The sequence below is a fragment of the Kitasatospora sp. NPDC057936 genome, from assembly GCF_042887525.1.
GTDB lineage: Bacteria > Actinomycetota > Actinomycetes > Streptomycetales > Streptomycetaceae > Kitasatospora.
The window spans coordinates 1-26,499 of the sequence record NZ_JBHVPD010000005.1; the positions used below are offsets into that span (position 1 = coordinate 1).

Sequence of the window (26,499 nt, forward strand, 5' to 3'; positions counted from 1 at the left end):
CTTCCGCACGTCCTGCGGGCTACTCCATGCCCGCGAGCACCAGCGGCAGGCGGCGGGCGCCGTCGGCGACCAGCTTCACCGGCACGCCCCAGTCCTGCTGGTGCACGTGGCAGGCCGGGTACTCGATCTCCGGGTCGTCGTCGCAGGAGGCGGCCATCGCCGACACGTGCAGCACGCCCTCGGCGACCTCGCCGGAGAGGACCAGCTCGCGCGAGAGGTCGGAGTCCGCGCCCGCGCCCGAGACCAGCAGCTCCGGCGGCGTGGAGCTGACCAGCAGCCGGGTGGACGGACCGTAGCGCTCGTCCAGCTTCTGGCCGCTCGGCGCGGAGAAGACCACGTCCAGCCGGAACGGGCCCGGCGCGACCTCGGTGGCCGCGCGCTGGGTGCGGTGCGCGACCGACTCGACCCGCACCGCCTCCTCGGGCAGCCGCAGCCTGGTCAGCCGGTGCCGGGCCGACTCGACCACGACGATGTCCTCGTCCACCAGGACGGCCCCGGACGGCTCGCGCAGGTCGGTGGCCAGCGTGCTCACCTCGCCGGTCGCCGGGTCGAAGCGGCGCAGCGCGTGGTTGTAGGTGTCGGCGACGGCCACCGAGCCGTCCGGCAGGACGGTGACGCCCAGCGGGTGCTGGAACAGGGCCTGGTCGGCGGCGCCGTCGCGGTGGCCGAAGTCGAACAGGCCGGTGCCGACGGCCGTCTCGACCGTCTTGGTTTCACGTGAAACCCAGCGGAGCGCCGAGGTCTCGGAGTCGGCGACCCAGAGCTTCTCGCCGTCCGCGGAGACCGCGAGGCCGGACGGCTGGGCGAACCAGGCCTCGTCGGCGGGCCCGTCCACCAGGCCCTCGTTGGTCGTGCCGGCCGCGACGGCGACCGTCCCGGCCGCCGGGTCGTACGCCCACAGCTGGTGCACGCCGGCCATGGCGATCCACACCCGGCCGTCGAACCAGGCGACGTCCCACGGCGAAGAGAGGTCCACCTCGCGGGCCGGGCCCTCGGTGGCCGAGCCCTGCCACCACTGGCGGCCGGTGCCGGCCAGCGTGGTGACGTGGCCGTCGGCCAGCCGGACGCCGCGCAGGGCGTGGTTGACGGTGTCGGCGACGATCACGTCGTAGTCGTACGGGTGGCCCTCGGGCAGCAGCACGAGGCCTTGCGGCTCGCTGAACCGCGGGTCGGTGCCGTCCACCAGGCCGCGCTGCCCGTCGCCGATCCGGCGCACCACCGTCTCGCCGTCCTCGGCCAGCTCGACCAGCGAGTGGTGGCCGGAGTCGGCGACCAGGAAGTGGCCGTCGCCCAGGCGCACCGCCTTGCCCGGGAACTTGAGGTCCCCGGCGGTCGGCTCCGGCGCCACGTACGGGCCGTCGCCGCGGCGGAGCGTGCCCTTGGCGGCGTGCTCCTCCTCCAGCTCCTCCACCAGCCGCGCGATCGCGTGCGCGTGGCCCTCGCCGGCGTGCTGGGCGACGACGTACCCCTCGGGGTCGATCACCACGAGCGTCGGCCAGGCGCGCACCGCGTACTGCTTCCAGGTGACGAGCGCCGGGTCGTCCAGGACCGGGTGGTGCACCTCGTACCGGGCGACGGCGTCGACGACGGCCTGGTGGTCGGCCTCGTGCACGAACTTGGGCGAGTGCACGCCGACGATCACCACGGTGTCGCGGTGCTTCTCCTCCAGCTCGCGCAGTTCGTCGAGGACGTGGAGGCAGTTGATGCAGCAGAAGGTCCAGAAGTCCAGGACGGTGATCTTGCCCCGGAAGTCGGCGAGGGTGAGCTCCTTGCCGCCGGTGTTCAGCCAACCGCCTGCGCCGACCAGCTCGGGGGCGCGTACTCGTGCACGTGATGCCATGGCTGTATCCAACCCCATCGGGTGGGGGTGGCATTCCGGGGAGGGTGGGGCAGGGGGTGGCGGTGGGGTCAGGCGGCCGGGCCGACGCGTGCCTGCCAGCGGGTCTCGCCGTCCTGCTGCTCGGCGGTCGGGGTGAGGCCGAGGGCGCGGGCCACGGCGGCGGAGGCGTGGTGGTCGGGGTGGATGTGGGCCGTCACGGTGGTGATGCCGGCGGCGGTCAGATGGGCGAGCAGGGTGCGGGCGGCCTCGGCGGCGAGGCCGCGGCCCTGCCAGGGCGTGCCGACCACCCAGGCGAGCTCGGCGCCGTCCCCGTGGACCGTGGCCTGGACGTAGCCCGTGAGGCGGCCGTCGGCGCGCAGGCGCAGCGCCCAGTTGCCCCAGGTCTCGGCGGGGTCGGGGGAGCCGGCGGCGAGCCGGGCGTAGCGGGTGCGCAGGGCGTCGGCGCCGTCCGGGGTGCCGCCGGTGAAGGCGTGCAGGGCCGGGTCGGCGAGGGCGGCGGCCATCTCCTCGGCGTGTTCGGGCCGCAGCGGGACGAGGTCGAGGCGTTCGCCGTGCAGGGTGGCGGTGGTGTCGGGGTGCATGGGTCCGTTCGGGGCCTTTCAGTGCGGGTGCGGGTTCGTGCCGAGGACGTGGTCCCGTCCCCACGCGCCGAGTGGCGCCAGTGCCGCGTTGAGGCGCGTGCCGGCGTCGGTCAGCGTGTACTCGACCCGGGGCGGGACCTCGTCGTGCGCCTCGCGGTGCACGATGCCGTCCGCCTCCAGTTCGCGCAGGTGGGCGGCGAGCACCTTCTCGGTGATGCCCGGCACCAGGCGGCGCAGCTCGCCGAAGCGGCAGCCGGGGCGGGCGTCCAGCGCCCAGAGGATCAGCACCTTCCACTTGCCGCCGATCACGTCCATCGCGGCGTCGATCCCGCAGACGTACGCCCCCGGCCTCGGCACGGTCGCCATGCCCCCACCCCTTCCGACCTCGTCGCTCACCCCAGGGTAACCACCCACTTCCACGTGCGTACTTGATCGTCAACGGTGCCGCGAAGAGGCTGATTCCCATGGGAAGCACCGAAGTTGAGAAGACCCCCGTCACCCTGCTCGGGCTCGGCGCCATGGGCACCGCCCTGGCCCGTGCCTGGCTCGCCGCCGGGCACCCGCTGACCGTCTGGAACCGCGGCCCGGCCAGGGCCGGGGTGCTCGCCGCCGAGGGCGCGGTCGTCGCCGCGAGTGCCGCGGAGGCCGTCGCGGCCAACCGGCTGGTGGTCGTGTGCCTGCTCGACGACGCCTCCGTGGCGGAGGCGCTGGACGACGCGGACCTCGCCGGGAAGGACGTGGTCAACCTGGTCACCGGCACCCCCGCCCAGGCCCGGGCCCGCGCCGGGTGGGCCGCCGGGCGCGGCGCGCGCTACCTGGACGGCGGGATCATGGCCGTCCCGCCGATGATCGGCGTCCCGGCGGCCGGGCCGTACGTGTTCTACAGCGGTTCGTCCGCGCTGTTCGAGGAGCACGCGGAGGTGCTCGCCGTGCCGGCCGGCCCGCGGTACGTCGGGGCGGACCCGGGGCACGCGGCGCTGCACGACGTGGCGCTGCTCAGCGCGATGTACGGGATGTTCGCCGGGGTCGCGCACGCGTTCGCGCTGGTCAGGGCGGAGGGCGCGGTCACGCCCGGCGACCTCGCGCCGCTGCTGGCCGGGTGGCTGACGGCGATGACCGGGTCGATCGCCAGGACGGCGGACCAGCTGGAGAGCGGCGACTACGCCAAGGACGTGGTCTCGAACCTGGCGATGCAGGTGGCCGGGCGCCGGACGCTGCTGGGCACGGCCGAGGAGCAGGGCGTGAGCGACGAACTCCTGGCGCCGTACTTCCGGTTGATGGAGCGCAGGCTCGCGCTCGGCGGCGGTGAGGAGGACCTGGCGGGGGTGGTCGACCTGCTGCGGGGCTGAGGCCCGGCCGGTAACGTACCGGCATGGCTGACCTTGAAGAACGCGCCAACGTCGTCGCGTCCGGTGCCCGGCAGACCGGGGCGGGGGTGCCGGTCCGCCGGCGCCGCGCCCCGGACCTCGCCGAATGCGTCCGGCTGCTGGGCGACGTCCACGCCACCGACGGCTACCCGTCCGACTGGCCCGACCGCCCCGCCGCCTGGCTCACCCCCGAGGGGCTCCTCGCCGCCTGGGTGGCCGAGGCGGACGGCCGCATCCTCGGGCACGTCGCCCTCTCCCGCAGCGCCCCGGGGGACGCCGCCCCGGGGCTGTGGAGCCGCCGCACCGGCGCCCGGCCCGAGCTCACCGCCGTGGTGAACCGGCTGTACGTCGCCCCTGCCGCGCGCGGGCGGGGCGTCGGGGCGCGCCTGCTGGCGAACGCGCTGACCCACGCGCGGGCGCTCGGACTGCACCCGGTCCTCGACGTCCTCGCCACCGACGCGGCGGCGGTGGCCTGCTACCGGCGTCTCGGCTGGACCTGGCTGGGCAGCGCCGACCAGCAGTGGGGCGGCGGACGGACCGTCGTCGTGCACTGTTTCGCGGCGCCCCGGGAGCCGTGAGGGCGGCGGGGGAGCCGGCGTCACCGGCTCCCCCGCGGGGGCCCGTCAGTCCGCGGAGCGGTCCGCGGCGGGGCGGCGGCGCAGCGCGGGGGTGGTGAGTGCGGGCGGCTGCCAGACGCCGTCCGCCCGGTAGAGGTCGGTGCCGGGCGGGACGATCGCGTCGATGCGGTCGAGGGTGGCGTCGTCGAGGACGAGGTCGGCGCCCTTGAGCGCGGATTCGAGCTGCTCCATCGTGCGCGGGCCGAGGATCACCGAGGTGACGGCCGGGTGCGCGAGCGGGAAGGCGACGGCCAGCTCGGGGAGCGTGCGGCCGAGGTCCTCGGCGAGGGCGGTGAAGGCCTCGACGGCGTCCAGCTTGGCCTGGGTGAGCGGCAGTTCCGGGTCGAAGCGGCCCGGGTGGAGGGCGGCGCGGCCCTGCGTGAGGTCGATCGCCCGGCCCTTGCGGTAGCGCCCGGTGAGGAAGCCGCCGGCCAGCGGTCCCCAGGTCAGCGCGCCCATGCCGAGCTGCTGGACGGTGGGCAGCACGTTCGCCTCGATGCCGCGGGCGAGCAGCGAGTACGGCGGCTGCTCGGTGCGGAAGCGCGGCAGGCCGCGGCGCTCGGCGACGTGGTGGGCGTCGACGATCTGCTCGGCGGGGAAGGTCGAGCAGCCGAAGGCGCGGATCTTGCCGGCCCGGACGAGGTCGCCGAGCGCGGAGAGGGTCTCCTCGACGTCGGTGGTGTGGTCCGGCCGGTGCACCTGGTAGAGGTCGATCCGGTCGGTGCGCAGCCGCCGCAGGCTCTCCTCGACCTCCCGGACGATCCAGCGCCGGGAGTTGCCGCCCCGGTTGCGGCCCTCGCCCATCGGGAAGTGCACCTTGGTGGCGAGCACGATGTCGTCCCGGTCGCCGCGGGCGGCCAGCGCCTTGCCGACGATCTCCTCGGACTCGCCGGCCGAGTACATGTCGGCGGTGTCGACGAAGTTGATGCCGCGGTCGAGCGCGGTGTGGATGATCCGGACGCAGTCGTCGTGGTCGGGGTTGCCGATCGCGCCGAACATCATGGTGCCGAGGCAGTAGGCGCTGACTTCGATGCCGGTGCCGCCGAGGACGCGGTAGCGCATGGTGGTTCTCCCCCGAAGGTCTTGGGTGTCCCGTTCGTTGCGTCAGAGGCTAGGAGTTGGAGTGCACTCCAACGCAAGCGTCCGTCCGCGGCCCGGCGCGCGGGATCCCCCGGCGGGGGGAGCGGGTTCGTCGGGGCGGAGGAGGCCGGGGCGGGGCCGCGCGGGCGAGCGTGGGGGCATGACGAGGAACGCGTGGGGTGTGGTCGGCTGGGGTGTCGCCTGTGCCGGGTTCGGGACGGGCTGCGCGCTGAGCGGGACGGAGCTGTTCGGGGCCGTCTGGCCGGGCTGGGCGGTCGCCGGGGCGGGGGTGGTCGCGGTGCCGGCCGGGGTGGCGGCCGGGGTGGCGTCGGCCCGGGGGAGGCCGGGGCCGGGGCTGCGGGCGGTGCTGTGGGGGCTGGCCGGGCCGGCGGCGGTGGCGGCCTGGGGGCTGCTGATGGACGTGCTGATGCTGCTGACCGGGGAGGCCGTGGACAGCGGCCCGGGGGCGGTGCTGCACGCGCTGTCGGCGGTCGGCGTCGTGCTCCTGGTGGGTGCCACGCGCGTGCGGCCGCCCGCCGGGCACCGGGCTCCGGCGCCGGCTCCGTCGGAGGCCCCGGCGGCCGTTCAACTCGCCGCATGGGCAGGCACGTTGGCCTTCGTCCCGTACGTCGTGATGAAGCTCGACTGGGCCTTCGGCGGCAGCTTCGCGGGGATCGACGGTGCCCGGATGCGGGTGACCAACGAGCGCAACGGAGCCTCCGGGCTCTGGCTCACCCTGGAGGACTGGGGGATCGACGCCACCGCGCTGATGGCCGCGCTCGGGGTGTTCCTGCTGTGGGGCCTGGTCCGGCCGTGGGGGCAGGTCTTCCCGCGGTGGACCCTGGTGCTGAGCGGCCGCCGGGTGCCGCGCTGGCTGCCGCTCACCCCCGCGCTGATCGGGGCCGGCACGCTGGCGCCGTACGGGCTGCTGGGGGTCGGCTACCTGTCGCTGTGCACGGTCGGCGTGACGACGATCCGGACGGGCGACCTGCCGACGCCGGACGACGCGCTGATGGTGGGCTGGGTCGGGATGAGCGCGTTCGCCGTGTACGGGGTGGCGCTGGCGGTCGCGGTCCGGTCGTACTGGCGGCGCACGGGCGGCTGAGCGCGGGGCCGCGGCTGGGCCCGATTTGCGGGAACGGCAACAAAGCTTGCCGATTCGGCGGCGACGGCCGCAGCCTGGCGGTGGAACGGCCGCAGCCTGGCGGTGGAGGTGACCGCGCACCGCGCGTCCGCCGCCGCGCCGACGGCCCGAGCGGGGAGGCTCCCTCCCGTACGCCGCACCACCGCACCGACGACCCCGACGATCGGAGACCCCGGATGTCCGGCCACCACCATCACCAGCCCACCAAGGGCCAGGGCCACGAGCACGTCCCCGCCGCCGACTTCGACTGGGACGCGCTCGCCGCCCACCTGGAGCGCGAGGCCGAGCTGAAGGCCCCCGCCGTCACCGCGGCCGCCCACTGGCTGCGCGGGCTGACCGGCGGCGAGGTCCGCCGGGTGCTCGACGTCGGCAGCGGCCCGGGCGTGCTCGCCGGGCTGCTCGCCGAGGCCTTCCCGGCCGCCGAGGTGGTCGCGGTCGACCAGTCGGCGGCGCTGCTGGAGCGCGCCCGGAACCGCTCCGGCGGCCGGCTGAAGACCCGGCAGGCCGATCTGCCCGAGGAGTTCGGCAAGCTCGGCGAGGCCGACCTGATCTGGTCCGCGAACGCGATCCACCACCTCGGCGACCAGCAGACCGCGCTCACCGGCCTGGCCGGGCTGCTGCGCCCCGGCGGGCTGCTGGCCGTCGCCGAGCGCGGGCTGCCGCTGCGCTACCTGCCGCGCGACTTCGGCCTCGGCAGGGCCGGCTTCCAGGCCCGGCTGGACGCGGCCCACGAGGCGGGCTTCAGCACGATGCGCGCCGAACTGCCGGGCGCCACCGAGGAGATCGAGGACTGGCCGGCCATGCTCGGCCGGGCCGGCCTGACCCCGACCGGCACCCGGACCTTCCTGATCGACCACCCGGCCCCGCTCGCCGCCCCCGCCCGCGAGCACCTGCGCGCCCAGCTCGCCCGCCTGCACGACCAGCTCGCCGACCACCTGGACCCGCAGGACGCGGCGACGCTGGCGGCCCTGCTGGACGAGGACGCCCCGACCGGGATCCTGCACCGGACGGACGCCTTCTACCTGTCCGCGATGACGGTCCACACCGCCCGCGCGGCCCGGTAGCCCCGGAGCCCCCCGGGGGGTGGCGCCGGGACGCCGGTGCCGCCCCGGGGACCAACGCGTCCGGGGACCGGTACCGTCGCCCCATGACCACCGACGAGCACGAGAACGCGCACGAGAACGAGCCCGGAACCGGGCTCGGAACCGAGCACGCGGACGACCCGGGAACCGCGCCCGGCTTCGTCGTCGTGACGACCACCCACGAGACCGAGGACCTGGCCCGGGCCCTGGCGTCCGCCGCCGTCCGCGAGCGGCTGGCCGCGTGCGCGCAGGTGTACCCGGTCCGGTCCGTCTACTGGTGGGAGGGCGAGGTGCAGGACGCCGAGGAGTGGCGGATCGACCTCAAGACGAGGGCCGGACTCGCCGACCGGCTGAGCGCGTTCCTCACCGGGCGCCACGCGTACGAGACGCCCGAGGTGATCGCCGTCCCGGTGGTCGCGGGCAGCCCCGGCTACCTCGCCTGGGTCACCGCCGAGACGGCCGCTCCCTGACGCCCCGCGCTCCCCGGGAGTCCGCCCGCGAGCCCCTACTCGCCGCCGAAGCGCGTCGTCCACGCCGCCAGGTCGTCGTCGGTGATCTTGGCGAACAGCACCGGCGGCACGGTGAACCCCGTCCCGGCCGGCACCAGGTCGAGCGACCGCGCCTCCTCCGGGGCGACCCAGCGCCGGGACGCCGCCGGGGAGTCGTCGGCCACGGCGAACGCGCCGCGCATCGCCGCCGCGGTGGCCGGGACGAACGGCTCCGACACCACCGCGTACAGGTGGATCAGGTTCATCGCCGTGCGCAGCGTCAGCGCCGCCGCCTCCGGGTCGGTCTTCACCTGGAGCCACGGCGCCTTCTCGTCCAGGTACGCGTTGCCGGCGCTCCACAGGGCGCGCAGGGCCTGCGCCGCCTTGCGGAAGTTGAGCGCGTCGAGCTGCGCCTCGTACTCGGCGAGGAGGCCGGCGATCTGCGCGCCGAGCCGCTCCTCCGCCTCGCCGGCGGCGTGCCCGCCGGGGACGTCGTCGCCGAAGCGCTTGCGGCTGAAGGTCAGCACCCGGTTGACGAAGTTGCCGAGGGTGTCGGCGAGGTCCTTGTTGACGACGGCGGCGAAGAGGTCCCAGGTGAAGCTGGAGTCGTCCGACTCGGGCGCGTGCGCCATCAGGAAGTAGCGCCAGTAGTCGGCCGGCAGCAGCTCCAGGGCGACGTCGGTGAAGATGCCGCGCTTCTGGCTGGTGGAGAACTTCCCGCCGTAGTACGTCAGCCAGTTGAAGGCCTTGACCTGGTCGACCTTCTTCCACGGGCGGCGCGAGCCGAGGATCGTCGCCGGGAACATCACGGTGTGGAACGGGACGTTGTCCTTGGCCATGAACTCGGTGTAGCGGACGGCGTCGTCGGCCTCGTACCACCAGGACTTCCAGTCCCGCAGCTGCCCGGCCGGGGCCGCGTCCGCCCACTCCTTGGTGGCGCCGATGTACTCGATCGGGGCGTCGAACCAGACGTAGAACACCTTGCCCTCGGCGGCCAGCTCCGGCCACACGTCGGCCGGCACCGGGACGCCCCACTCCAGGTCACGGGTGATCGAGCGGTCCTGCAGGCCCTCGGTGAGCCACTTGCGGGCGATCGACGAGGCGAGCACCGGCCAGTCGTCGGCGTGGGCCGAGATCCACTCCTCGACCTCCTCGGTCAGCTTCGACTGGAGCAGGAACAGGTGCCTGGTCTCCCGCACCTCCAGGTCGGCGCTGCCGCTGATGGCCGAGCGCGGCTCCAGCAGGTCGGTCGGGTCCAGCACGCGCGTGCAGTTCTCGCACTGGTCGCCGCGGGCCTTGTCGTAGCCGCAGTGCGGGCAGGTGCCGACGATGTAGCGGTCCGGCAGGAAGCGGCCGTCGGCGTTGGAGTACACCTGGCGGATCGCGCGCTCCTCGATGAAGCCGTTGCGCTGGAGCTCGCGGGCGATCTCCTGGGTGATCTCCCGGTTCTGCGGCGAGGAGCTGCGGCCGAAGTGGTCGAAGGAGAGGCCGAAGCCGTCGTACACCGCGCGCTGCGCGTCGTGCGCCCGTGCGCAGAACTCGGCGACCGGCAGTCCGGCCTCCTGCGCGGCGAGTTCGGCGGGCGTGCCGTGCTCGTCCGTCGCGCAGATGTACAGCACCTCGTGGCCGCGCCGGCGCAGGTAGCGGGAGTAGACGTCCGCCGGGAGCATGGACCCGACCATGTTGCCCAGGTGCTTGATCCCGTTGATGTACGGAAGGGCGCTGGTGATCAGGTGCCGAGCCATCCTGGGATGCTCCGATTTCTCCCGCACGCGCACCCCGCCCGGGGTGCCGTGCCAGGCGCAGGGTTCCACTGTGGGTGCCAAAGCCTACCGTCGCGGGTGCGGCCGGACCGTGGATTAACGGCGCGCCCCGGCGGTCAGGGCGCGCCCGGCGCCTGGAACCCGCCGAAGTCGCCGTGGCGGTCGAACTCCCCGGCCTTCACCCCGCGCACGAAGGCCGCCCACTTGCGCGGGGTGGTGCGCACGACGACCTCGGCGCTCTCCGACTCGCGGATCTCCACCAGCCCGTCGGCGGTGCGGATCTCGACGCACTCGTTGGCCTCGGCGCTCGCCGAGGACTTCTGCCAGCTGTTCATGAGGACGCTGTCTTCAGTATGGTCCGGATGAACTCCCGTGAGTCGTCGGCGCCGAGGGCGATCGCGTCGGTCTCCGTCCTGATCTCGCGGTAGGCCCGCAGGTCGGCCTCGGTGTGCACGAACTTCGGCCCCTGCGAGAGGTCGATCTGGACGGTGTCGAGCTCCGGAACGGGCCCGCGGGCGAGGTACATGCTCTCCCCGGAGCCGGGGAACGTGTCCACGCTGAACGGGATCGCGCGGATCTCCACGCCGGGGCGCTCGGAGTCCTCCAGCAGGCTGAGCAGTTGGTCGCGCAGCACGACCGGGCCGCCGAACTGCATGCGCAGCGCGGACTCGTGGACGAAGGCGGTGTACGGCTTCGGCCGTTCGACCAGGACGCGCTGGCGCTGGATCCGGAACGCCGTGCGCACGTCGGTCTCCTGCCGGGGCAGCGGCGGGCGCAGGCGCGCGAACACGGCGTTGGCGTAGGCGGAGGTCTGCAGGAGCCCGGGGATGAAACTGGTGTGCAGGATGGTGAGCGACTCGGCGTGGTGCTCCATCTCCGCGATGTCGATGATCCCGCTCGGGATGCGCCCGCGGTAGCCGTCCCACCAGTACTTGCGGCGGTCCTGGGTCATCGTGAGCAGCGCGTCGAGGTAGCGGCCACCGGTGAGGCCGCAGGTGCGCGCCCAGGCCCGGAGCCGGTCGGCGCTGATGCCGGACTTCCCGTTCTCCATCTGGGAGATCTTGGGCAGGTCGGTGCCCAGGGCGGCGGCCAGGGTCTTGGGCGTCACGCCCACGCGTTCGCGCATCTTGCGCAGCTCGATGCCAAGGCGCTGCTGGCGCACGGTCGGCGACAAGCGGGGTGGCATGACTCTCTTCTCCGGGTCGCGGGGTCCGTCGATGCTTCCGGTGAAGTGTGCCGTGCAAACCGGACCCTAGCTACCGAAACGGGGGATACCCCACGATGGAGTGAACGTCCACTCTCTCGGTAGCAAGTCTTGTACTTCGACCCTAGGGTCGAAGCCGAGTCACTCGCCGACCGGTTGTCGCCCACGGCCCATCAAGCGGCCCTGAATCCCGACCAGATGAACGGCCGGCAGGCTCGCCATCCCCGACCGGAGACACCCATGCCGCTTCCGTCGCCCCTCCGTCGTTCCCGACGCGTCCCGGTGAGCCGGTGAACGCACTGATCGTCGCCGGCCTCTCCCTCCTGCTGCTCGCCGTGCTGTTCGTCGGCTGGCTGGTCTGGCTGGTCAACGTCCAGCCCAGGGAGCCCCGTTCGGCGAAGCCGGAGTTCGCCGCCCGGCACTCCCGCTCCGCCGACGAGAACTAGACGAGAACCAGCGGCCGGCGCCCGCGGGGCGCCGGCCACCCGACCGGCCGTCGTCGTACCGTCAGACGTCGGCCACGAAGTGGTCGAACTCCCCGGCCTGGACGCCGAGGAGGAAGGCCTCCCACTTCTCCGGAGTGGTGCGGACGACGACGCCGCTCCCGTCCGACTCGCGGATCTCGACGACGCCGTCGACGAACCGCACCTCAAGGCACTCGCCGGACGGGTCGCCGGTGGAAGGCCGCTGCCAGTCGCTCATGGTGGCTCCTCGGTGAAGGCTCGGGTCTGCGCCCCAGCTTGCCACCGCGGGCCGTGCGGCCGACGGCCCCGCGGCCCGGCGGCCGCGGGGCCGTCAGCCGCGGGCGAGCCGTTCGACCAGCCGGGCCTCGGCGGCGGGCCACTCGTCGGCGAGCATCGAGAAGTAGGCGCTGTCCCGCCAGACCCCGTCGGCACGCAGGCGGTCGCGGCGGAAGGTGCCCTCGTACTGGGCGCCGAGCCGCAGGATCGCGTTGCGGGAGCGGTCGTTGAGCGCGTCGGTCTTCCACATGACCCGGCCCATGCCCAGCTCGCCGAAGGCGTAGCGCAGGAGCAGCAGCTTCGACTCGGAGTTCACGGCCGAGCGCCACACCGAGCGGGCGTACCAGGTGCCGCCGATCTCGACGAGCTCGTGCGTCGCGCTGAAGTCGTAGAAGCCGGTGATGCCGACGGCCCTGCCGCTCGCCAGGTCGATCACGGCGAACTTCACCGCCGCGCCGGCCGCCACCTCCCCGATCCGGTGCTCGATGATCCCGCTCAGTTCCTCCTCGCTCTGCGGCGGGAGGAAGGGGATCCAGCGCCAGACGTCCGGGTCGGGGCCGACGGCGGCCCAGAGCTCGGGGACGTGGTGGCGCCCGAGGGGCTCCAGGCGGACGTGGCGGCCGGTCAGGGTGACGGGCTCGGGCAGCTTCGCGGTCATGACCCGAACGTACTGCCGAACTGTACTAGATGCAATGGAATTATGTCCTAGTGCAAAAGCCCGGGGCAAACGGAAGGGGCCCTGTGGGATCGCTCCCGCAGGGCCCCTCGGGCCGGTGGTCCGGACGGCGGTCCGGAGCCGGATCAGATGAACGAGTTGATCTGGATCGTCTCGTCACGGCCCGGGCCGACGCCGATGGCGGAGATCGGCGCGCCCGACATCTCCTCCAGCGCCTTCACGTAGGCCTGCGCGTTCTTCGGCAGCTCGGCGAAGGTCTTCGCCTTGCTGATGTCCTCGGTCCAGCCCGGCAGCGTCTCGTAGATCGGCTTGGCGTGGTGGAAGTCCGACTGGTTGTAGGGGAGCTCCTCGACCCGGCGGCCGTCGATCTCGTACGCGACGCAGACCGGGATCTGCTCCCAGCCGGTCAGGACGTCGAGCTTGGTGAGGAAGAAGTCGGTGAGGCCGTTGACCCGGGTCGCGTAGCGCGCGATCACGGCGTCGAACCAGCCGCAGCGGCGGTCGCGGCCGGTGGTCACGCCGCGCTCGCCGCCGATGCGGCGCAGCGCCTCGCCGTCCGCGTCGAGCAGCTCGGTCGGGAACGGGCCGGAGCCGACGCGGGTCGTGTACGCCTTGAGGATGCCGATGACCCGGTCGATCTTGGTGGGGCCGATGCCGGCGCCGGTGCAGGCGCCGCCCGAGGTCGGGTTCGACGAGGTCACGAAGGGGTACGTGCCGTGGTCGACGTCGAGCAGGGTGCCCTGGCCGCCCTCCAGCAGGACGACCTTGTTCGCCTTGAGGGCCTGGTCCAGGACGAGGGTGGTGTCGGCGAGGAAGGGCTTGATCTTGTCCGCGTAGCCCAGGTACTCCTCGACGACCAGCTCGGCCGGGACGGCGCGGCGGTTGTAGAGCTTGACCAGGATCTGGTTCTTGTCGTGCAGCGCCGCCTCGATCTTCTGGCGCAGGATCGACTCGTCGAACAGGTCCTGGACCCGGATGCCGACGCGGTTGATCTTGTCCGCGTAGGTCGGGCCGATGCCGCGGCCGGTGGTGCCGATCCGGCGCTTGCCGAGGAAGCGCTCGGTGACCTTGTCCAGGGTGCGGTGGTACGGCGTGATCAGGTGGGCGTTGCCCGAGATCAGCAGCTTCGAGGTGTCGATGCCGCGCTCGTTGAGGCCGGCCAGCTCGGAGAGCAGCACGCCCGGGTCGATCACGACGCCGTTGCCGATCACCGGCGTCACGTTCGGGCTGAGGATGCCGGAGGGGAGCAGGTGCAGGGCATACTTCTGGTCGCCGATGACCACCGTGTGACCGGCGTTGTTGCCGCCCTGGTAGCGGACGACGTAGTCGACGGAGCCGCCGAGGAGGTCGGTCGCCTTCCCCTTGCCCTCGTCCCCCCACTGAGCGCCAACGAGCACGAGTGCCGGCACAGGCGTACACCCCTTCCGGTTGGGGCATCCTGCGTAGGCCGCAGTCTGCCCCGAGATAGACGAAGCCCCTGGCGCAGTAGCGCAAGGGGCTCTTGCACCGAGAGATTACCTGAGGAAGGACCGGTCGTGTCGTCCCTGTCCACGCCTGCAACCGGCGGCTCCGAGCCGCTCCTGCTGCTCCTCGACCCGGTGGCCCGGCAGACCGACGGGGAGTCGGTGCGGATCGCGAAGGACGTGCTCTGCGGAGGTGCGGACGTCAAGGTGGCGTACCCGGAGAGCCCTTCCGAACTCGATCGGGTGCTTTCGCACCGGGGTCGGCGGCGACCGGTGGTGATCGGTTCCGATCTCGCCCTGCAGCGGGTGCTCCAGGCCCTGCACCGGCACCGTGAGCTGGGCACGGATCCGGTGGGCATGGTTCCGGTCGGCCGCTCGGAGGAACTGGCGGCGGCCCGCGCGCTCGGGGTCCCGGGCGAGCCGGTGCCGGCCGCGCGGGCGGTGCTGTCGGGGACGCCGCGCAAGCTCGACCTGCTGGTCGACGACGGCGGCGGGGTCGCGCTGGGCGGGGTGCGGATCGCGGGTGCGGGAGCCCGGCGGCTGATCGGCCGTCCGGGCGGCTGGCGTTCGCTATGGGCGAAACTGGCTGCGGCCGAGCAGGGGAACGCACTCACCGTCGAGGCCGCCGAGCAGAGCTCCCGGATCCGGGTCGAGGCCGACGGCCGGCTCCTCGCGGACGTCCACCGGCCGGTCCGGCTGGTGCAGGTCTCCCTCCCCTTCGGCGCGTCGGACGGTTCGGGCGTCATGGAGGTCGTCGTCCGCGCGCCCGGCGCCCTGGTGCGCGCCCGCGCCGCGAGCGTCTCGGTGGCCGGTCGCGGCTTCGGCTACGAGGTCGACGGCCGCCCGGTCGGCCCGGTCCGGGCCCGCACCTGGACGGTCCACCCGGGTGCGTGGGGCCTGCTGCTGCCGGCGGCGTGAGGGTGCCCGGTGACGCCTTCGTGAACTCCGGGTGAGCAGGCTCACGTTCGCCCCGGTCCCGAGGGCCGGCTCTTCGCACCCGGAATGCCCCAACAGGCGCGAACCACAAGGCCATCCCCGGCCCGCGGGAATTCCCCCGGGTCGAAATACCCACCCGGTAAGGGGTTTTGTCTACGCGCGTTGCCGAACGATCGCCCAACAATCCCGGCATCCCGGGTTCCGGAAGCCTGTGCCAACTGCCCTAGACTCGAAGGCGTGCCACGTGGTGACGGAAGACTCAACCACGATCTTCTTCCCGGCGAGAAAGGCCCCCAGGACGCTTGCGGCGTCTTCGGTGTCTGGGCTCCCGGCGAGGAGGTCGCCAAGCTCACGTTCTTCGGCCTTTACGCCCTGCAGCACCGCGGTCAGGAATCCGCGGGCATCGCAGTGAGCAACGGCTCCCAGATTCTCGTCTTCAAGGACATGGGACTCGTCTCCCAGGTCTTCGACGAGGCCTCCCTGGGGTCGTTGCACGGGCATATCGCCGTCGGACACGCCCGCTACTCGACCACCGGTTCCTCGGTCTGGGAGAACGCCCAGCCGACCTTCCGCGCGACCGTCCACGGTTCGCTGGCCCTCGGGCACAACGGAAACCTGGTGAACACCGCCGAACTGGCGGCCATGGTCGCCGAACTGCCGGGCGAGGAGCACGTCTCCCGCTCCGGCCGGACCGCCGCGACCAACGACACCGACCTGGTGACCGCGCTGCTCGCCGGCCACCCGGACCTCTCCATCGAGGAGACGGCCAAGGTCGTGCTGCCGAAGGTCAAGGGCGCGTTCTCGCTCGTCTTCATGGACGAGCACACCCTCTACGCCGCCCGCGACCCGCAGGGCATCCGCCCGCTGGTGCTCGGCCGGCTGGAGCGCGGCTGGGTGGTCGCCTCCGAGACCGCGGCGCTGGACATCTGCGGCGCCTCGTTCATCCGCGAGGTCGAGCCCGGCGAGCTCATCGCCATCGACGAGAACGGCATGCGCAGCTCCCGCTTCGCCGAGGCGAAGCCCAAGGGCTGCGTGTTCGAGTACGTCTACCTGGCCCGCCCGGACACCAGCATCGCCGGCCGCAACGTCCACCTCTCCCGCGTGGAGATGGGCCGCCGGCTGGCGAAGGAGGCCCCGGTCGAGGCCGACCTGGTGATAGCGACGCCCGAGTCCGGCACCCCCGCCGCGATCGGCTACGCCGAGGCCAGCGGCATCCCCTACGGCTCCGGCTTGGTGAAGAACGCCTACGTCGGCCGCACCTTCATCCAGCCCAGCCAGACCATCCGCCAGCTCGGCATCCGGCTCAAGCTGAACCCGCTGCGCGAGGTCATCCAGGGCAAGCGCCTGGTGGTCGTGGACGACTCGATCGTCCGCGGCAACACCCAGCGCGCGCTGGTGAAGATGCTGCGCGAGGCCGGCGCCGCCGAGGTCCACATCCGGATCTCCTCGCCGCCGGTGAAGTGGCCCTGCTTCTTCGGCATCGACTTCGCCACCCGCGCGGAGCTGATCGCCAACGGCATGACCATCGAGGAGATCGGGCGCACGCTCGGCGCGGACTCGCTCTCGTACATCTCGATCGACGGCATGATCGAGGCCACCAAGCAGCCCAAGGACAAGCTCTGCCGGGCCTGCTTCGACGGCGAGTACCCGATGGAGCTGCCCGACCCGGCGCTGCTCGGCAAGCTCCTGCTGGAGGCCGAGATCAAGGGCGGCCAGCAGCCGCCCGCCGTCCGCGGCAAGCCGACCGGCAGCGACCTGGACGGCGTCCAGTCCCTGCTCGGCGGAGCGGGCGCGGCCGACGCGCTGCGCCGCCCGTAGCGAAACCATGGTGGGGTCCCGCGAGCCGGGGCCCCACCGTCGTTCCGACCCCCTTCCGCCGTACCGAACCACCCCCACCAGACCCGAGAGGGCCGCACCGCAGTGACCTCCCACCCGTCGCCCACCGCCACCCCCAACGGAGACGCCATGCGTCACACCTCTGACGGCGCCACCTACGCCGCCGCCGGCGTCGACATCGAGGCGGGTGACCGCGCCGTCGAGCTCATGAAGCAGTGGGTGAAGAAGGCCAACCGCCCCGAGGTGGTCGGCGGTCTCGGCGGCTTCGCCGGCCTCTTCGACGCGTCCGCCTTCAAGAACTACGAGCGGCCGCTGCTGGCCTCGGCCACCGACGGCGTGGGGACCAAGGTGGCCATCGCCGCCGCCATGGACAAGCACGACACCATCGGCCACGACCTCGTCGGCATGGTCGTCGACGACCTCGTCGTGTGCGGCGCCGAGCCGCTGTTCATGACCGACTACATCTGCGTCGGCAAGGTCGTCCCGGAGCGCGTCGCCGCGATCGTCAAGGGCATCGCCGAGGGCTGCGCGCTGGCCGGCTGCGCCCTGGTGGGCGGCGAGACCGCCGAGCACCCGGGCCTGCTCGGCCCGGACGAGTACGACGTCGCGGGCGCCGGCACCGGCGTCGTCGAGGCGGACGCGCTGCTCGGCGCCGAGCGCGTGCGGGCCGGCGACGTGGTGATCGCGATGGCCGCCTCCGGCCTGCACTCCAACGGCTACTCGCTGGTCCGCCACGTCCTGCTGAACCAGGCCGGCTGGCAGCTGGACCGCAAGGTCGAGGAGTTCGGCCGCACCCTCGGCGAGGAGCTGCTGGAGCCGACCCGGATCTACTCGCTGGACTGCCTGGCGCTCACCCGCGCCACCGAGGTCCACGCCTTCTCGCACGTCACCGGCGGCGGCCTGGCGGCCAACCTGGCCCGGGTCATCCCGGCCGGCCTGCACGCCCGCCTGGACCGCGGCACCTGGACCCCGCTGCCGGTCTTCCAGACCGTCGCCGAGGTCGGCAAGGTGAGCACCCTGGAGATCGAGAAGACGCTCAACATGGGCGTCGGCATGGTCGCGGTCGTCCCGCCGCACTCGGTGGACGTCGTGCTGTCGATCCTGGAGGACCGCGGCGTCGAGGCCTGGCTGCTGGGCGACATCGTCGACCGCACCGACGAGCACGACGGCGGCGCGGCCCTCTACAACGCCTACGAGGGCTTCACGGCGGGCTGAGACCGGCTCACCGCGCCCCCGGCGCGCCAGGTGTGTCAGATGTGACGAGAGGGCCCCTCCGGTGCACCGGAGGGGCCCTCTCGCGTCCCCGGGCCGCCGGCGGCCGACGGCCCGTCAGGGGGAACGCCGAAGACCGGCCCGGCGCCCTGGGGCGCCCGGACCGGTCCGGCGGTACGGCGGTTACGAGCGGCGGGAGGCCTGCGACGGCCCGGTGCCCGGCTCGGTGTCGTCCTCGTCGTCGAGGTCGGCGTAGCGGGCGGCGTACTCCGCGTACGGGTCGTCGTCCTCTTCCTCCTCGATCGGCTCGGGGTCGATCGAAGCGGTGGACGGCGATACGCCCAGCTCGTTGGACAGACGGTTAGCGTCGAACCCGCCGCTGTTGTACTTCAGCTCGCGGGCGACCTTCGTCTGCTTGGCCTTGGCCCGGCCGCGCCCCATGGGTCGACCCCCTCAACGATGGGGCTCACGGCCCCGAGTCTGACACGTGTTCATGATCAGGACCGGCCTGCCCGAATGGGGAGGACCGTCCCTTGGAGCATTAACGGTACCTGTTTCCGCCGCTGGACGGTACGTCGTCGGTGTGACGTGGCGCGCACCGACCGCACCCGCGACCAGGTCTTCCCAGGTCAAGGGAGGTTTTGCGGCGGTTTGCGCGCTGTCCGGAGGTGTCTGAGGTCCGTCGTTCCGGGATCGATTATCCCCCCAAGGGGGACCTCGGATCACCCGTTCGGGCGCAGAAGTGAGAATCCGGTTCCACATCGTGATGCGCGGGGGACGGAGGAGGACCGTCCCCCGCGCACGGAGTGACCGGATCGGCTCCGGACGGGGCCGGATCAGGCGCGGCGGGCGCCCGGGAGCAGGACCGTGCGCAGCGCGCTGATCTCGCGCATCCGCTTCTCGGCCAGGCGGTCGGCGGCGACCGCCGGCGGGACGCCGTCGGCGGCGGCCCGGGTGAAGATCTCCAGGGTGGTGTCGAAGATCTTCGTGGCCTTGTTCTTGGCCCGCTCGAAGTTGAAGCCGTCGATCTCGTCGGCGACCTGGATGACGCCGCCGGAGTTCACCAGGTAGTCCGGGGCGTAGAGGATCCCGCGGTCGGCGAGGTCCTTCTCGACGCCCGCGTGGGACAGCTGGTTGTTGGCCGCGCCGCAGACGATCGAGGTGCCGGACTCGCCGAGCGCGGCGACGACGTCGTCGGTCAGGGCGCCGCCGAGCGCGCAGGGGGCGTAGACGTCCAGCTTCGCCTGGAGCAGGGCGGTGGTGTCGGCGACGACCTCCACCTCCGGGTGGGCGGCGCGGACGCGGTTGACCGCGGCCTCGAACGGGTCGGTGACGACCACGGTGGCGCCGTCCGCGACGAGGTGGCCGACCAAGTAGTGGCCGACCTTGCCGACGCCCGCGACGCCGACCCGCTTGCCGCGCAGGGTCGGCTGGCCCCAGCGGGCCTGGGCGCTGGCGCGCATGCCCTGGAAGACGCCGAAGGCGGTCAGGATGGAGGAGTCGCCGGCGCCGCCGTGCTCGGGCGAGCGGCCCGTCACGAAGCCGGTCTCGCGGGCGATGACGTCCATGTCCTGCACGTAGGTGCCCACGTCGCAGGCGGTGATGTAGCGGCCGCGCAGGGACTCGACGAAGCGGCCGTAGGCCCGGAGCATCGCCTCGTTCTTGTCCTTGTTCGGGTCGCCGATGATGACGGCCTTGCCGCCGCCGAGGTCGAGCCCGGCGAGCGCGTTCTTGTAGGACATCCCGCGGGACAGGTTCAGCGCGTCCTCCAGGGCCGCCTCCTCGGAGGCGTACGGGAAGAAGCGGGTGCCGCCGAGGGCGGGGCCCAGCGCGGTGGAGTGGATGGCGATGATCGCCTTGAGCCCGGAGCTGCGGTCGTGGCAGAGGACGACCTGCTCGTGGCCGTCGCCGGGGGCGCCGTCCTGCTCGGTACGGAAGATCCTGCTGAGCACGCCGGGTGCGGGGTGCGTGGCGGATGTCTGTACGTCGGTCACTGTGGTGACTCCAGTATCGAAGGCCCGCTGCTGTGGTGCGGGCGCCTAAGGCGAAGCGTAGTCGCGTGCCCGTCGACGATCGGCCCTCTTGTCCGAGCTTGTGCCGGTTGTCCGAGGGGTGAGACGAGAGGGCCCCCGGAGTGCGGGCGCGAACCGTTCGGGGGCGCGCCCTCCCGGCGCCGCGCCCCGCGTGCGACCATGCAGGACGTGACCGTCGTCCGTACTTCCGTACAGCCGCCGTACGCCGCCCACCTGCGGGTCTACGAGCCGCTGGCCGCCTATCCGGAGCCCGAGCGGGCGCGTTGGCAGGCGTACGCGGCGCAGCACGGTCCGGACGCCGCGGAGGCCGCCCGGCCGGTGGCCGAGGCGGTGTTGGCGGAGCAGCGCGAGGCGCTCGCCGGGCTGGTCGGGCGCACGCCCCGGGCACTGCCCGAGCGCGAGAGCGAGCGGGCCTTCGTGCGGCTGGTGGACGGCGTCCTCTACGTCTGTCCGTGGGCGACCAGGCTGCGCAGCTGGCAGGCGCTGGAGGAGCTGCGGGCGGGGACCCCGGTGGCGCTGCTGGACACCGCGCTGCCGCCGGTGGCGCGGGCCGCCGCGGAGGCGGACCGGGAGCGCTGGCGGGCCGAGCACCCGGACGCCCGGCCGTGGATCCTCACCAGCCGGTGGGAGGTGCCGGTGCGGTGGTTCCTGCCGTTCGGGGAGGAGGACCGCTGCTTCGTTCCGGCGGAAGCGGGGGATAAGGGGGAGGGGGCGGGGCACCGGGCGCCGGCGCTGTTCTACTTGACGCCGATGTCGCAGGCGCGCCGACGGGTGGCCCGGGCCTACCGGGCGTTGCGCGAGGCGGTTCCGGAGGGGGAGCTGGTGCGGGGGGCCGAGCAGGTCGGGCGGTGGCTGGAGGAGTTCCATCCGCGTTCGCTGGTGGAGCTGGACTACGGGGGGCTGGTGCATCTGCTGGGACCGGAGCGGTTGTTGGCGGACCGTTCGGCGGGGGAGCTGGAGGACGGCCTGCGGGCGCTGCGGGCGGGGGACGACGCGGAGGCGCTGCGGGTGTACGGGGAGCTGACGGTGCGCTGGCGGCGCGTCCTGGCGCTGCGGTACGCGAACTAGCGGGCGAACTGGCGTCCGAGCGCCCGTGTATGACTGGAAGGGTCCTTCGGCCCGAGCCGCATGACGAAGGTCCCGGTTCGGGTCAATACCTGTCGAACGTGACACTACTCACCGTTGACGCGAACTTACCCCTATGTGCAAAAATGGGACAACCAGCCCAACTCCACGCGAGCGTGCCCACTTTTGGGTGGTTCTGGAGTCGATGCGCGCTTTGCGGGGAAACGGAGGGTCTGGTCCCCTCGTAACCGGATGTCACTGGCGTGTGACTGTCCGTTATGGGGTGGTCCATCGCCATCCGTCGGCCTTGAACCCGTGAGGGGTCAATTTTGGCGGTTTGGTCGATAGGGCTGGACGGATGGTGTAGTTGTAGACACCAGGACAAGCCGTTCGTCCTATAACCGACTCGGCCCGTCTATGCCATTTCGGGCATCGCGGGCCAAGGTGCAGAATTTGAAGGATAGAACCGCCCTGGTTCGGTTCTCCCGAGGAGGCCGCTCATGACCGCTCGTACCCCTGATGCTGAGCCGCTGCTGACGCCGGCAGAGGTTGCCACCATGTTCCGCGTGGACCCGAAGACGGTCACCCGCTGGGCCAAGGCGGGCAAGCTGACGTCGATTCGCACGCTCGGCGGTCACCGCCGTTACCGCGAGGCGGAGGTGCGCGCACTGCTGGCCGGGATTCCCGCCCAGCGCACCGAGGCCTGATAGGCCGAAGGCTCTTTAAAGGGGCTGCTTACCGGACTCCGCCGGGTCCGGTAAGCAGCCCCTTTGCCATGCCCGGGGCCGGTCGCCGATCTGTCGGAATGTTGAACTCCGGATAACGATTTGATGCCCATGGGGCGGGGGGGATTTACAGTGAATAACTGTACAATTTTACATATTAAATTAGTGGCTTCCGAGCGAGGTCGTGCCGCGCCGGTTGTGGGGAAAACGTAAGTGACGACCGTCACGCGCTCCGTCACTTGTGGTCCAGACCAAGTGCGGGGTAAGGGGTCGTGCGCCCAAAACGCGAGAGGCCCGGAACCTGAACGGTTCCGGGCCTCTCGCACTGCGGCGATCCCGACGGGACTTGAACCCGCGACCTCCACCTTGACAGGGTGGCGAGCTAACCAACTGCTCCACGGGACCAGAGTTTTCTGATCTCGTTCACTCGCTTGCCGCGCTGCGAACAAGACAGATCGTAGCCCATGGTGGGCCCCCAGGTCGAACTGGCTCCTGAGGGCCCACCCCCGGCCACCGGCGGGAACTCAGAGCGCGGCCCGCGCCGCCTCCATCGCCTTCATGATCCGCTTCTCCGACACCGGGGTCGGCGTGCCCAGCGACTGCGCGAAGAAGCTGACCCGCAGCTCCTCGATCATCCAGCGGATGGCCCGCACCTCCGCGGACGGCTGCCGCCCGGCCGGGACGGCCGCCAGCAGCTCCCCGTAGGCCTGCTGCACCTGCTGGACCTTCAGCAGCTGCTGGGCGTCCCGCTGCGGGTGGTTGGGCAGCGCCTCCAGCCGGCGGTCCACCGCCAGCAGGTAGCGCTTGAGGTCCGGCAGGCGCTGCCAGCCGGTGTCCGTCACGAAGCCCGGGTGGACGAGCGAGGCCAGGTGCAGCCGGACGTCGTTCACCGCGTTCAGCAGCACCGGGCTGCCGACCGTCCGCAGCCGGGTCGAGGCCTTGTGGAAGGCGATCAGCGCGGTGGCCGTCTTCAGCGTGGCGTCCGCGGACAGGTCGTACAGGTCCGCGCGCACCTTGTCGTGCAGCTTGCCGAAGGCCGCCTCGTCCCAGGCCGGGCCGCCGCCCAGGGTCATCAGGCGGTCCGTCGCGCAGGCCACCACGTCCTCGAACAGGGCGGTGATCGAGCCGTGCGGGCTGTGCGAGAGCGCCAGCTTGGCCTGGTTGCCCAGGCGGCCCTGGATCGACTTGGCGGGCGAGTTGGTGGTCAGCATCAGCAGCCGCCTGGTGCCGTCCCACATCGCCCGCGCTTGGGCCTCCGGGGTGTCGAACAGCTTCACGCCGACCGACTGCCCCTCGTCCACCAGCGCCGGGTAGGCGCGCAGCGAGTGGCCGCGCGACCGCTGCTCGAACGTGCGCTGGAGCACCGGCAGGCCGGCCGGCCAGGCGGTCAGCCCGCCCTGCTCGATGCCCTGGCCGGAGGCCGCCGAGGACAGCGTCTCCTTGAGCTTCGGCTTGAGCCGCAGCCGCAGTTCCTCCAGGTCCTTGGACTCGGCGAGCTTGCGGCGGCCGTCCACGACCCGGAAGGTGACCTTGAGGTGGTCCGGCACCCGGTCGTCGTCCCAGGCCTCCGGCGGGACGGTCACGGCCGTCAGGCGCTTGAGCGCGTGCTCCAGGGACGGGAGCAACGGCTCCTGGCGGTCCTTCACCGCGCGCAGCGCGGCCTTGGCGAAGTCCGGCGCGGGCACGAAGTTGCGCCGGACCGCCTTCGGCAGCGACTTGATCCACGCGGTGACGAGCTCCTCGCGCAGGCCCGGGATCTGCCAGTCGAAGCCCTCCGCGGTGACCTGGTTGAGCACCGGCAGCGGGATGTGGACGGTCACGCCGTCCGCGTCGCTGCCCGGTTCGAACTGGTAGGTCAGAGTGAAGCGGAGCTTGCCCTGCTGCCAGTGGTCCGGGTAGTCGGCCTCGGTGACGCCGTCCGCGGCGTCGTTGATCAGCATCGACTTCTCGAAGCTGAGCAGGTCCGGCTGCTCGTGCCGGGCCTTCTTCCACCACGCGTCGAAGTGCCGGGTGGAGACGACGTCCTCGGGCAGCCGGGCGTCGTAGAAGTCGAAGAGGGTCTGGTCGTCGACCAGGATGTCGCGCCGGCGGGCCCGGTTCTCCAGCTCCTCGACCTCGCCGAGCAGCCTGCGGTTCTCCGCGAAGAACTTGTGGTGGGTCTCCCAGTCGCCCTCCACCAGCGCGTTGCGGATGAACAGCTCGCGGCACAGCTCCGGGTCGATCTTCCCGTAGTTGATCTTGCGCTGGGCGACGATCGGCATCCCGTAGAGCGTCACCCGCTCGTAGCCGAGGACGGCGCCGGCCTTCTTCTCCCAGTGCGGCTCGCTGTAGCTGCGCTTGAGCAGGTGGCCGGCCAGCGGCTCGACCCACTCCGGCTCGATCTTCGCGTTGATCCTCGCCCACAGCCTGGACGTCTCGACCAGCTCGGCCGACATCACCCAGCGCGGCGGCTTCTTGAACAGGCCGGAGCCAGGGAAGACCGCGAACCGGGCGCCGCGCGCGCCGCCGTACTCGCGCTTCTCCACGTCGAACAAGCCGATGTGGGAGAGCAGCCCGGCGAGCAGCGACTGGTGGATCCGGTCCGCGTCCGGCTCGGCGTCCGGATGCGGCTCCTCGATCGTCACCCCCAACTGCTTCGCCACCGTGCGCAGCTGGGTGTAGATGTCCTGCCACTCCCGTATGCGCAGGTAGTTGAGGAACTCCGCCTTGCACATGCGGCGGAAGGCCGAGGACGAGAGCTCCTTCTGCTGCTCCCGGACGTAGCGCCACATCGCCAGGTAGGAGAGGAAGTCGGAGGTCTCCGAGGTGAACCGGCGGTGCCGGTCGTCGGCGGCCTGGCGCTTCTCGGTGGGGCGCTCGCGCGGGTCCTGGATGGACAGCGCGGCGGCGATCACCATGACGTCGCGCACGCAGCCGTTCTTGTCCGCCTCCAGCACCATGCGGGCCATCCGCGGGTCCACCGGGAGCTGCGCCAGCTTGCGGCCGAGCGCGGTGAGGCGCTTGCGCGGGTCCTTCTCGTCCGGGTCCAGGGCGCCGAGCTCGTGCAGCAGGTGCACGCCGTCCTTGATGTTGCGCGAGTCCGGCGGGTCCAGGAACGGGAACGCGGCGATGTCGCCGAGGCCGGCGGCCGTCATCTGCAGGATGACCGAGGCCAGGTTGGTGCGCAGGATCTCGGCGTCGGTGAACTCCGGCCGGGAGAGGAAGTCCTCCTCCGAGTACAGCCGGATGCAGATGCCGTCCGAGGTGCGCCCGCAGCGGCCCTTGCGCTGGTTGGCGCTGGCCTGGCTGACCGCCTCGATCGGCAGCCGCTGCACCTTGGTGCGGTGGCTGTAGCGGGAGATGCGGGCGGTGCCCGGGTCGATCACGTACTTGATGCCGGGGACGGTCAGCGAGGTCTCGGCGACGTTGGTGGCCAGCACGATCCGGCGGCTGCCGGAGCGCTGGAACACCCGGTGCTGCTCGGCCGAGCTCAGCCGGGCGTAGAGCGGCAGGATCTCGGTGGACTTCAGCTTCAGGCGGGTGAGCGCGTCGGCGGTGTCGCGGATCTCGCGCTCGCCGGAGAGGAAGACCAGGATGTCGCCCGGCCCCTCGGCCTGGAGCTCCTGGGCGGCCTCGCAGATCGCCTGGATCTGGTCCCGGTCGCGGTCGGCGTCGGTGGAGTCGTCCTCGGCGTCCTCGTCGAGGATCGGGCGGTAGCGGACCTCCACGGGGTAGGTCCGGCCGGAGACCTCGATGATCGGGGCGTCGTTGAAGTGCCGGGCGAAGCGCTCGGGGTCGATGGTCGCGGAGGTGATCACGACCTTGAGGTCCGGGCGGCGCGGCAGCAGCTGCTTGACGTAGCCGAGGATGAAGTCGATGTTGAGGCTGCGTTCGTGCGCCTCGTCGATGATCAGGGTGTCGTACTGGTGCAGGTCCCGGTCGGTCTGGATCTCGGCGAGCAGGATGCCGTCCGTCATCAGCTTGACCAGGGTGTCCTGGCCGACCTGGTCGGTGAAGCGGACCTTCCAGCCGACGGCCTCGCCGAGCGGGCTGCGCAGCTCCTCCGCGACGCGCTCGGCCACCGTGCGGGCCGCGATCCGGCGGGGCTGGGTGTGGCCCACCAGGCCGCGCACGCCCCGGCCGAGCTCCAGGCAGATCTTCGGGATCTGGGTGGTCTTGCCGGAGCCGGTCTCGCCCGCGACGATCACCACCTGGTGGTCCCGGATCGCCGCCAGGATCTCGTCCTTCTTCTGGCTGACCGGGAGCTCGGCGGGATAGGTGATCTTCGGGACGGCGCCCCGGCGCTGCTCGACCAGCAGCTCGGCGCGTTCGATGTCGGCGGCGATCTCGGTGGCGATCTTCTGCCGGGCCTCGGGTTTGCGGACCCGGCGGGCCCCCTCCAGCCGGCGTCCGATCCGCACCTCGTCGCGCAGGGTCAGCTCGGGCAGGCGGGCGGCCAGCTCGCCGATACCGGGGCCCTCCGCGGGAGCGGCGGCGGACTGGACTGCGGGAGAACTCACTGCGGGCATCCCTCTAGGTTCGCAAGGAGGCACGGCGGCGCGCACCTCGGTTTTCGAGCCCCTCCAGTGTCACAGTCGCCGGTGGCGATCCGCGAACGGCGGGTGGCCGGATCGGTGCGGAAACGCCACGGCGGGCCCGGAGGATTTC

The 26,499-nt window shown here is 72.3% G+C and carries 24 protein-coding genes and 1 tRNA gene; 11 read left to right on the forward strand and 14 right to left on the reverse strand.

All coding sequences use genetic code 11. The features are described 5' to 3' along the window. Positions 1-19: 19 nt before the first annotated feature. From ACFVU9_RS04095 to ACFVU9_RS04105, 3 genes are all read right to left on the reverse strand, one after another. Positions 20-1,840 carry an NHL domain-containing thioredoxin family protein gene (locus ACFVU9_RS04095; protein ID WP_380440715.1) on the reverse strand — a complete coding sequence of 607 codons (1,821 nt, stop codon included), beginning with the start codon at positions 1,838-1,840 and terminating at the stop codon, positions 20-22. 68 nt (positions 1,841-1,908) lie between these two features. Beyond that, entirely contained in the window at positions 1,909-2,421 is a 513-nt protein-coding gene (locus ACFVU9_RS04100) for a GNAT family N-acetyltransferase (protein ID WP_387589707.1), read from the reverse strand. Between the two features lie 18 nt (positions 2,422-2,439). Continuing rightward, positions 2,440-2,787 carry a winged helix-turn-helix transcriptional regulator gene (locus tag ACFVU9_RS04105; RefSeq protein WP_387589710.1) on the reverse strand — a complete coding sequence of 116 codons (348 nt, stop codon included), beginning with the start codon at positions 2,785-2,787 and terminating at the stop codon, positions 2,440-2,442. Positions 2,788-2,885: 98 nt separating this feature from the next. Between ACFVU9_RS04105 and ACFVU9_RS04110 the strand changes: the two genes are divergently transcribed. Beyond that, positions 2,886-3,770 (forward strand): NAD(P)-dependent oxidoreductase, encoded by an 885-nt coding sequence (locus ACFVU9_RS04110; RefSeq protein ID WP_380510339.1) that lies wholly within the window; start codon positions 2,886-2,888, stop codon positions 3,768-3,770. Between the two features lie 23 nt (positions 3,771-3,793). After that, positions 3,794-4,366 carry a GNAT family N-acetyltransferase gene (locus ACFVU9_RS04115; RefSeq protein WP_387589713.1) on the forward strand — a complete coding sequence of 191 codons (573 nt, stop codon included), beginning with the start codon at positions 3,794-3,796 and terminating at the stop codon, positions 4,364-4,366. Positions 4,367-4,411: 45 nt separating this feature from the next. Here the strand turns inward: ACFVU9_RS04115 and ACFVU9_RS04120 are convergent, their stop codons facing one another. Then, positions 4,412-5,467: an aldo/keto reductase gene (locus tag ACFVU9_RS04120; RefSeq protein WP_380440706.1), complete on the reverse strand. Its 1,056-nt coding sequence runs from the start codon at positions 5,465-5,467 to the stop codon at positions 4,412-4,414. 178 nt (positions 5,468-5,645) lie between these two features. Here ACFVU9_RS04120 and ACFVU9_RS04125 point away from each other — a divergent pair, with 178 nt between their 5' ends. The 3 genes from ACFVU9_RS04125 to cutA all read left to right on the forward strand — a co-directional run bounded on the left by ACFVU9_RS04125 (position 5,646) and on the right by cutA (position 8,181). Then, complete coding sequence (locus ACFVU9_RS04125; protein WP_387589716.1) at positions 5,646-6,590, forward strand: hypothetical protein; 945 nt, start codon at positions 5,646-5,648, stop codon at positions 6,588-6,590. Between the two features lie 215 nt (positions 6,591-6,805). Continuing rightward, entirely contained in the window at positions 6,806-7,693 is an 888-nt protein-coding gene (locus tag ACFVU9_RS04130; RefSeq protein ID WP_387589719.1) for a class I SAM-dependent methyltransferase, read from the forward strand. An 83-nt stretch (positions 7,694-7,776) separates the two neighbouring features. Beyond that, complete coding sequence (cutA, locus tag ACFVU9_RS04135; protein ID WP_387589721.1) at positions 7,777-8,181, forward strand: divalent-cation tolerance protein CutA; 405 nt, start codon at positions 7,777-7,779, stop codon at positions 8,179-8,181. Positions 8,182-8,216: 35 nt separating this feature from the next. Here cutA and metG read toward each other — a convergent pair whose 3' ends face one another. The 3 genes from metG to ACFVU9_RS04150 all read right to left on the reverse strand — a co-directional run bounded on the left by metG (position 8,217) and on the right by ACFVU9_RS04150 (position 11,148). Beyond that, complete coding sequence (gene metG / locus ACFVU9_RS04140; protein ID WP_387589724.1) at positions 8,217-9,944, reverse strand: methionine--tRNA ligase; 1,728 nt, start codon at positions 9,942-9,944, stop codon at positions 8,217-8,219. A 134-nt stretch (positions 9,945-10,078) separates the two neighbouring features. Further along, positions 10,079-10,297: a DUF397 domain-containing protein gene (locus ACFVU9_RS04145; protein WP_380440696.1), complete on the reverse strand. Its 219-nt coding sequence runs from the start codon at positions 10,295-10,297 to the stop codon at positions 10,079-10,081. After that, a complete protein-coding gene (locus tag ACFVU9_RS04150; RefSeq protein ID WP_380440694.1) occupies positions 10,294-11,148 on the reverse strand; it encodes a helix-turn-helix domain-containing protein in 855 nt (284 codons plus the stop codon). Before ACFVU9_RS04150 ends, ACFVU9_RS04145 begins: the two co-directional genes overlap by 4 nt. Positions 11,149-11,456: 308 nt before the next feature. Here ACFVU9_RS04150 and ACFVU9_RS04155 point away from each other — a divergent pair, with 308 nt between their 5' ends. Further along, positions 11,457-11,612 (forward strand): hypothetical protein, encoded by a 156-nt coding sequence (locus ACFVU9_RS04155; RefSeq protein ID WP_380440693.1) that lies wholly within the window; start codon positions 11,457-11,459, stop codon positions 11,610-11,612. Between the two features lie 61 nt (positions 11,613-11,673). On the opposite strand, the gene ACFVU9_RS04160 is transcribed toward ACFVU9_RS04155, so the two are convergent. The 3 genes from ACFVU9_RS04160 to ACFVU9_RS04170 all read right to left on the reverse strand — a co-directional run bounded on the left by ACFVU9_RS04160 (position 11,674) and on the right by ACFVU9_RS04170 (position 13,991). Beyond that, the gene (locus ACFVU9_RS04160; protein WP_380440691.1) at positions 11,674-11,868 is read right to left on the reverse strand and encodes a DUF397 domain-containing protein; all 195 of its coding nucleotides are present in this window, start codon (positions 11,866-11,868) and stop codon (positions 11,674-11,676) included. Positions 11,869-11,961: 93 nt separating this feature from the next. Continuing rightward, on the reverse strand, positions 11,962-12,564 hold the full coding sequence (locus ACFVU9_RS04165; RefSeq protein ID WP_387589729.1) for a GNAT family N-acetyltransferase: 603 nt from the start codon (positions 12,562-12,564) through the stop codon (positions 11,962-11,964). A 143-nt stretch (positions 12,565-12,707) separates the two neighbouring features. Continuing rightward, positions 12,708-13,991: an adenylosuccinate synthase gene (locus tag ACFVU9_RS04170; protein ID WP_380440687.1), complete on the reverse strand. Its 1,284-nt coding sequence runs from the start codon at positions 13,989-13,991 to the stop codon at positions 12,708-12,710. 126 nt (positions 13,992-14,117) lie between these two features. Between ACFVU9_RS04170 and ACFVU9_RS04175 the strand changes: the two genes are divergently transcribed. The 3 genes from ACFVU9_RS04175 to purM all read left to right on the forward strand — a co-directional run bounded on the left by ACFVU9_RS04175 (position 14,118) and on the right by purM (position 18,032). Then, positions 14,118-14,963, forward strand: a complete 846-nt coding sequence (locus tag ACFVU9_RS04175) for a diacylglycerol kinase (protein WP_380440685.1) — start codon at positions 14,118-14,120, stop codon at positions 14,961-14,963. A 255-nt stretch (positions 14,964-15,218) separates the two neighbouring features. After that, positions 15,219-16,799 carry an amidophosphoribosyltransferase gene (purF, locus tag ACFVU9_RS04180; protein ID WP_380440683.1) on the forward strand — a complete coding sequence of 527 codons (1,581 nt, stop codon included), beginning with the start codon at positions 15,219-15,221 and terminating at the stop codon, positions 16,797-16,799. Positions 16,800-16,946: 147 nt separating this feature from the next. Next, entirely contained in the window at positions 16,947-18,032 is a 1,086-nt protein-coding gene (gene purM / locus ACFVU9_RS04185) for a phosphoribosylformylglycinamidine cyclo-ligase (protein WP_380440681.1), read from the forward strand. A 180-nt stretch (positions 18,033-18,212) separates the two neighbouring features. Here the strand turns inward: purM and ACFVU9_RS04190 are convergent, their stop codons facing one another. After that, positions 18,213-18,470, reverse strand: a complete 258-nt coding sequence (locus ACFVU9_RS04190; RefSeq protein WP_280674041.1) for a DUF3073 domain-containing protein — start codon at positions 18,468-18,470, stop codon at positions 18,213-18,215. A gap of 395 nt (positions 18,471-18,865) precedes the next feature. Beyond that, a complete protein-coding gene (locus ACFVU9_RS04195; RefSeq protein ID WP_380440679.1) occupies positions 18,866-20,023 on the reverse strand; it encodes a Glu/Leu/Phe/Val dehydrogenase dimerization domain-containing protein in 1,158 nt (385 codons plus the stop codon). Between the two features lie 198 nt (positions 20,024-20,221). Between ACFVU9_RS04195 and ACFVU9_RS04200 the strand changes: the two genes are divergently transcribed. After that, positions 20,222-21,130 carry a hypothetical protein gene (locus tag ACFVU9_RS04200; protein ID WP_380440677.1) on the forward strand — a complete coding sequence of 303 codons (909 nt, stop codon included), beginning with the start codon at positions 20,222-20,224 and terminating at the stop codon, positions 21,128-21,130. A 497-nt stretch (positions 21,131-21,627) separates the two neighbouring features. Continuing rightward, a complete protein-coding gene (bldC, locus tag ACFVU9_RS04205; protein ID WP_014137253.1) occupies positions 21,628-21,834 on the forward strand; it encodes a developmental transcriptional regulator BldC in 207 nt (68 codons plus the stop codon). A 349-nt stretch (positions 21,835-22,183) separates the two neighbouring features. Here the strand turns inward: bldC and ACFVU9_RS04210 are convergent. Then, a tRNA-Asp gene (locus tag ACFVU9_RS04210) sits at positions 22,184-22,257 on the reverse strand. Positions 22,258-22,376: 119 nt separating this feature from the next. After that, the gene (gene hrpA / locus ACFVU9_RS04215) at positions 22,377-26,360 is read right to left on the reverse strand and encodes an ATP-dependent RNA helicase HrpA (RefSeq protein ID WP_380504185.1); all 3,984 of its coding nucleotides are present in this window, start codon (positions 26,358-26,360) and stop codon (positions 22,377-22,379) included. Positions 26,361-26,499 lie beyond the last annotated feature (139 nt).

What these genes read in the sequence shown, in the direction of transcription:
- ACFVU9_RS04120 (WP_380440706.1), bottom strand. Translation starts at nt 5,467, where the DNA reads ATGCGCTACCGCGTCCTCGGCGGCACCGGCATCGAAGTCAGCGCCTAC.
- metG (WP_387589724.1), bottom strand. Translation starts at nt 9,944, where the DNA reads ATGGCTCGGCACCTGATCACCAGCGCCCTTCCGTACATCAACGGGATC.
- cutA (WP_387589721.1), top strand. Translation starts at nt 7,777, where the DNA reads ATGACCACCGACGAGCACGAGAACGCGCACGAGAACGAGCCCGGAACC.
- ACFVU9_RS04160 (WP_380440691.1), bottom strand. Translation starts at nt 11,868, where the DNA reads ATGAGCGACTGGCAGCGGCCTTCCACCGGCGACCCGTCCGGCGAGTGC.
- ACFVU9_RS04130 (WP_387589719.1), top strand. Translation starts at nt 6,806, where the DNA reads ATGTCCGGCCACCACCATCACCAGCCCACCAAGGGCCAGGGCCACGAG.
- ACFVU9_RS04105 (WP_387589710.1), bottom strand. Translation starts at nt 2,787, where the DNA reads ATGGCGACCGTGCCGAGGCCGGGGGCGTACGTCTGCGGGATCGACGCC.
- ACFVU9_RS04145 (WP_380440696.1), bottom strand. Translation starts at nt 10,297, where the DNA reads ATGAACAGCTGGCAGAAGTCCTCGGCGAGCGCCGAGGCCAACGAGTGC.
- ACFVU9_RS04110 (WP_380510339.1), top strand. Translation starts at nt 2,886, where the DNA reads ATGGGAAGCACCGAAGTTGAGAAGACCCCCGTCACCCTGCTCGGGCTC.
- bldC (WP_014137253.1), top strand. Translation starts at nt 21,628, where the DNA reads ATGACCGCTCGTACCCCTGATGCTGAGCCGCTGCTGACGCCGGCAGAG.
- ACFVU9_RS04095 (WP_380440715.1), bottom strand. Translation starts at nt 1,840, where the DNA reads ATGGCATCACGTGCACGAGTACGCGCCCCCGAGCTGGTCGGCGCAGGC.
- hrpA (WP_380504185.1), bottom strand. Translation starts at nt 26,360, where the DNA reads ATGCCCGCAGTGAGTTCTCCCGCAGTCCAGTCCGCCGCCGCTCCCGCG.
- ACFVU9_RS04125 (WP_387589716.1), top strand. Translation starts at nt 5,646, where the DNA reads ATGACGAGGAACGCGTGGGGTGTGGTCGGCTGGGGTGTCGCCTGTGCC.
- ACFVU9_RS04200 (WP_380440677.1), top strand. Translation starts at nt 20,222, where the DNA reads ATGCAGGACGTGACCGTCGTCCGTACTTCCGTACAGCCGCCGTACGCC.
- ACFVU9_RS04100 (WP_387589707.1), bottom strand. Translation starts at nt 2,421, where the DNA reads ATGCACCCCGACACCACCGCCACCCTGCACGGCGAACGCCTCGACCTC.
- ACFVU9_RS04115 (WP_387589713.1), top strand. Translation starts at nt 3,794, where the DNA reads ATGGCTGACCTTGAAGAACGCGCCAACGTCGTCGCGTCCGGTGCCCGG.
- purM (WP_380440681.1), top strand. Translation starts at nt 16,947, where the DNA reads ATGCGTCACACCTCTGACGGCGCCACCTACGCCGCCGCCGGCGTCGAC.
- ACFVU9_RS04165 (WP_387589729.1), bottom strand. Translation starts at nt 12,564, where the DNA reads ATGACCGCGAAGCTGCCCGAGCCCGTCACCCTGACCGGCCGCCACGTC.
- ACFVU9_RS04150 (WP_380440694.1), bottom strand. Translation starts at nt 11,148, where the DNA reads ATGCCACCCCGCTTGTCGCCGACCGTGCGCCAGCAGCGCCTTGGCATC.
- ACFVU9_RS04190 (WP_280674041.1), bottom strand. Translation starts at nt 18,470, where the DNA reads ATGGGGCGCGGCCGGGCCAAGGCCAAGCAGACGAAGGTCGCCCGCGAG.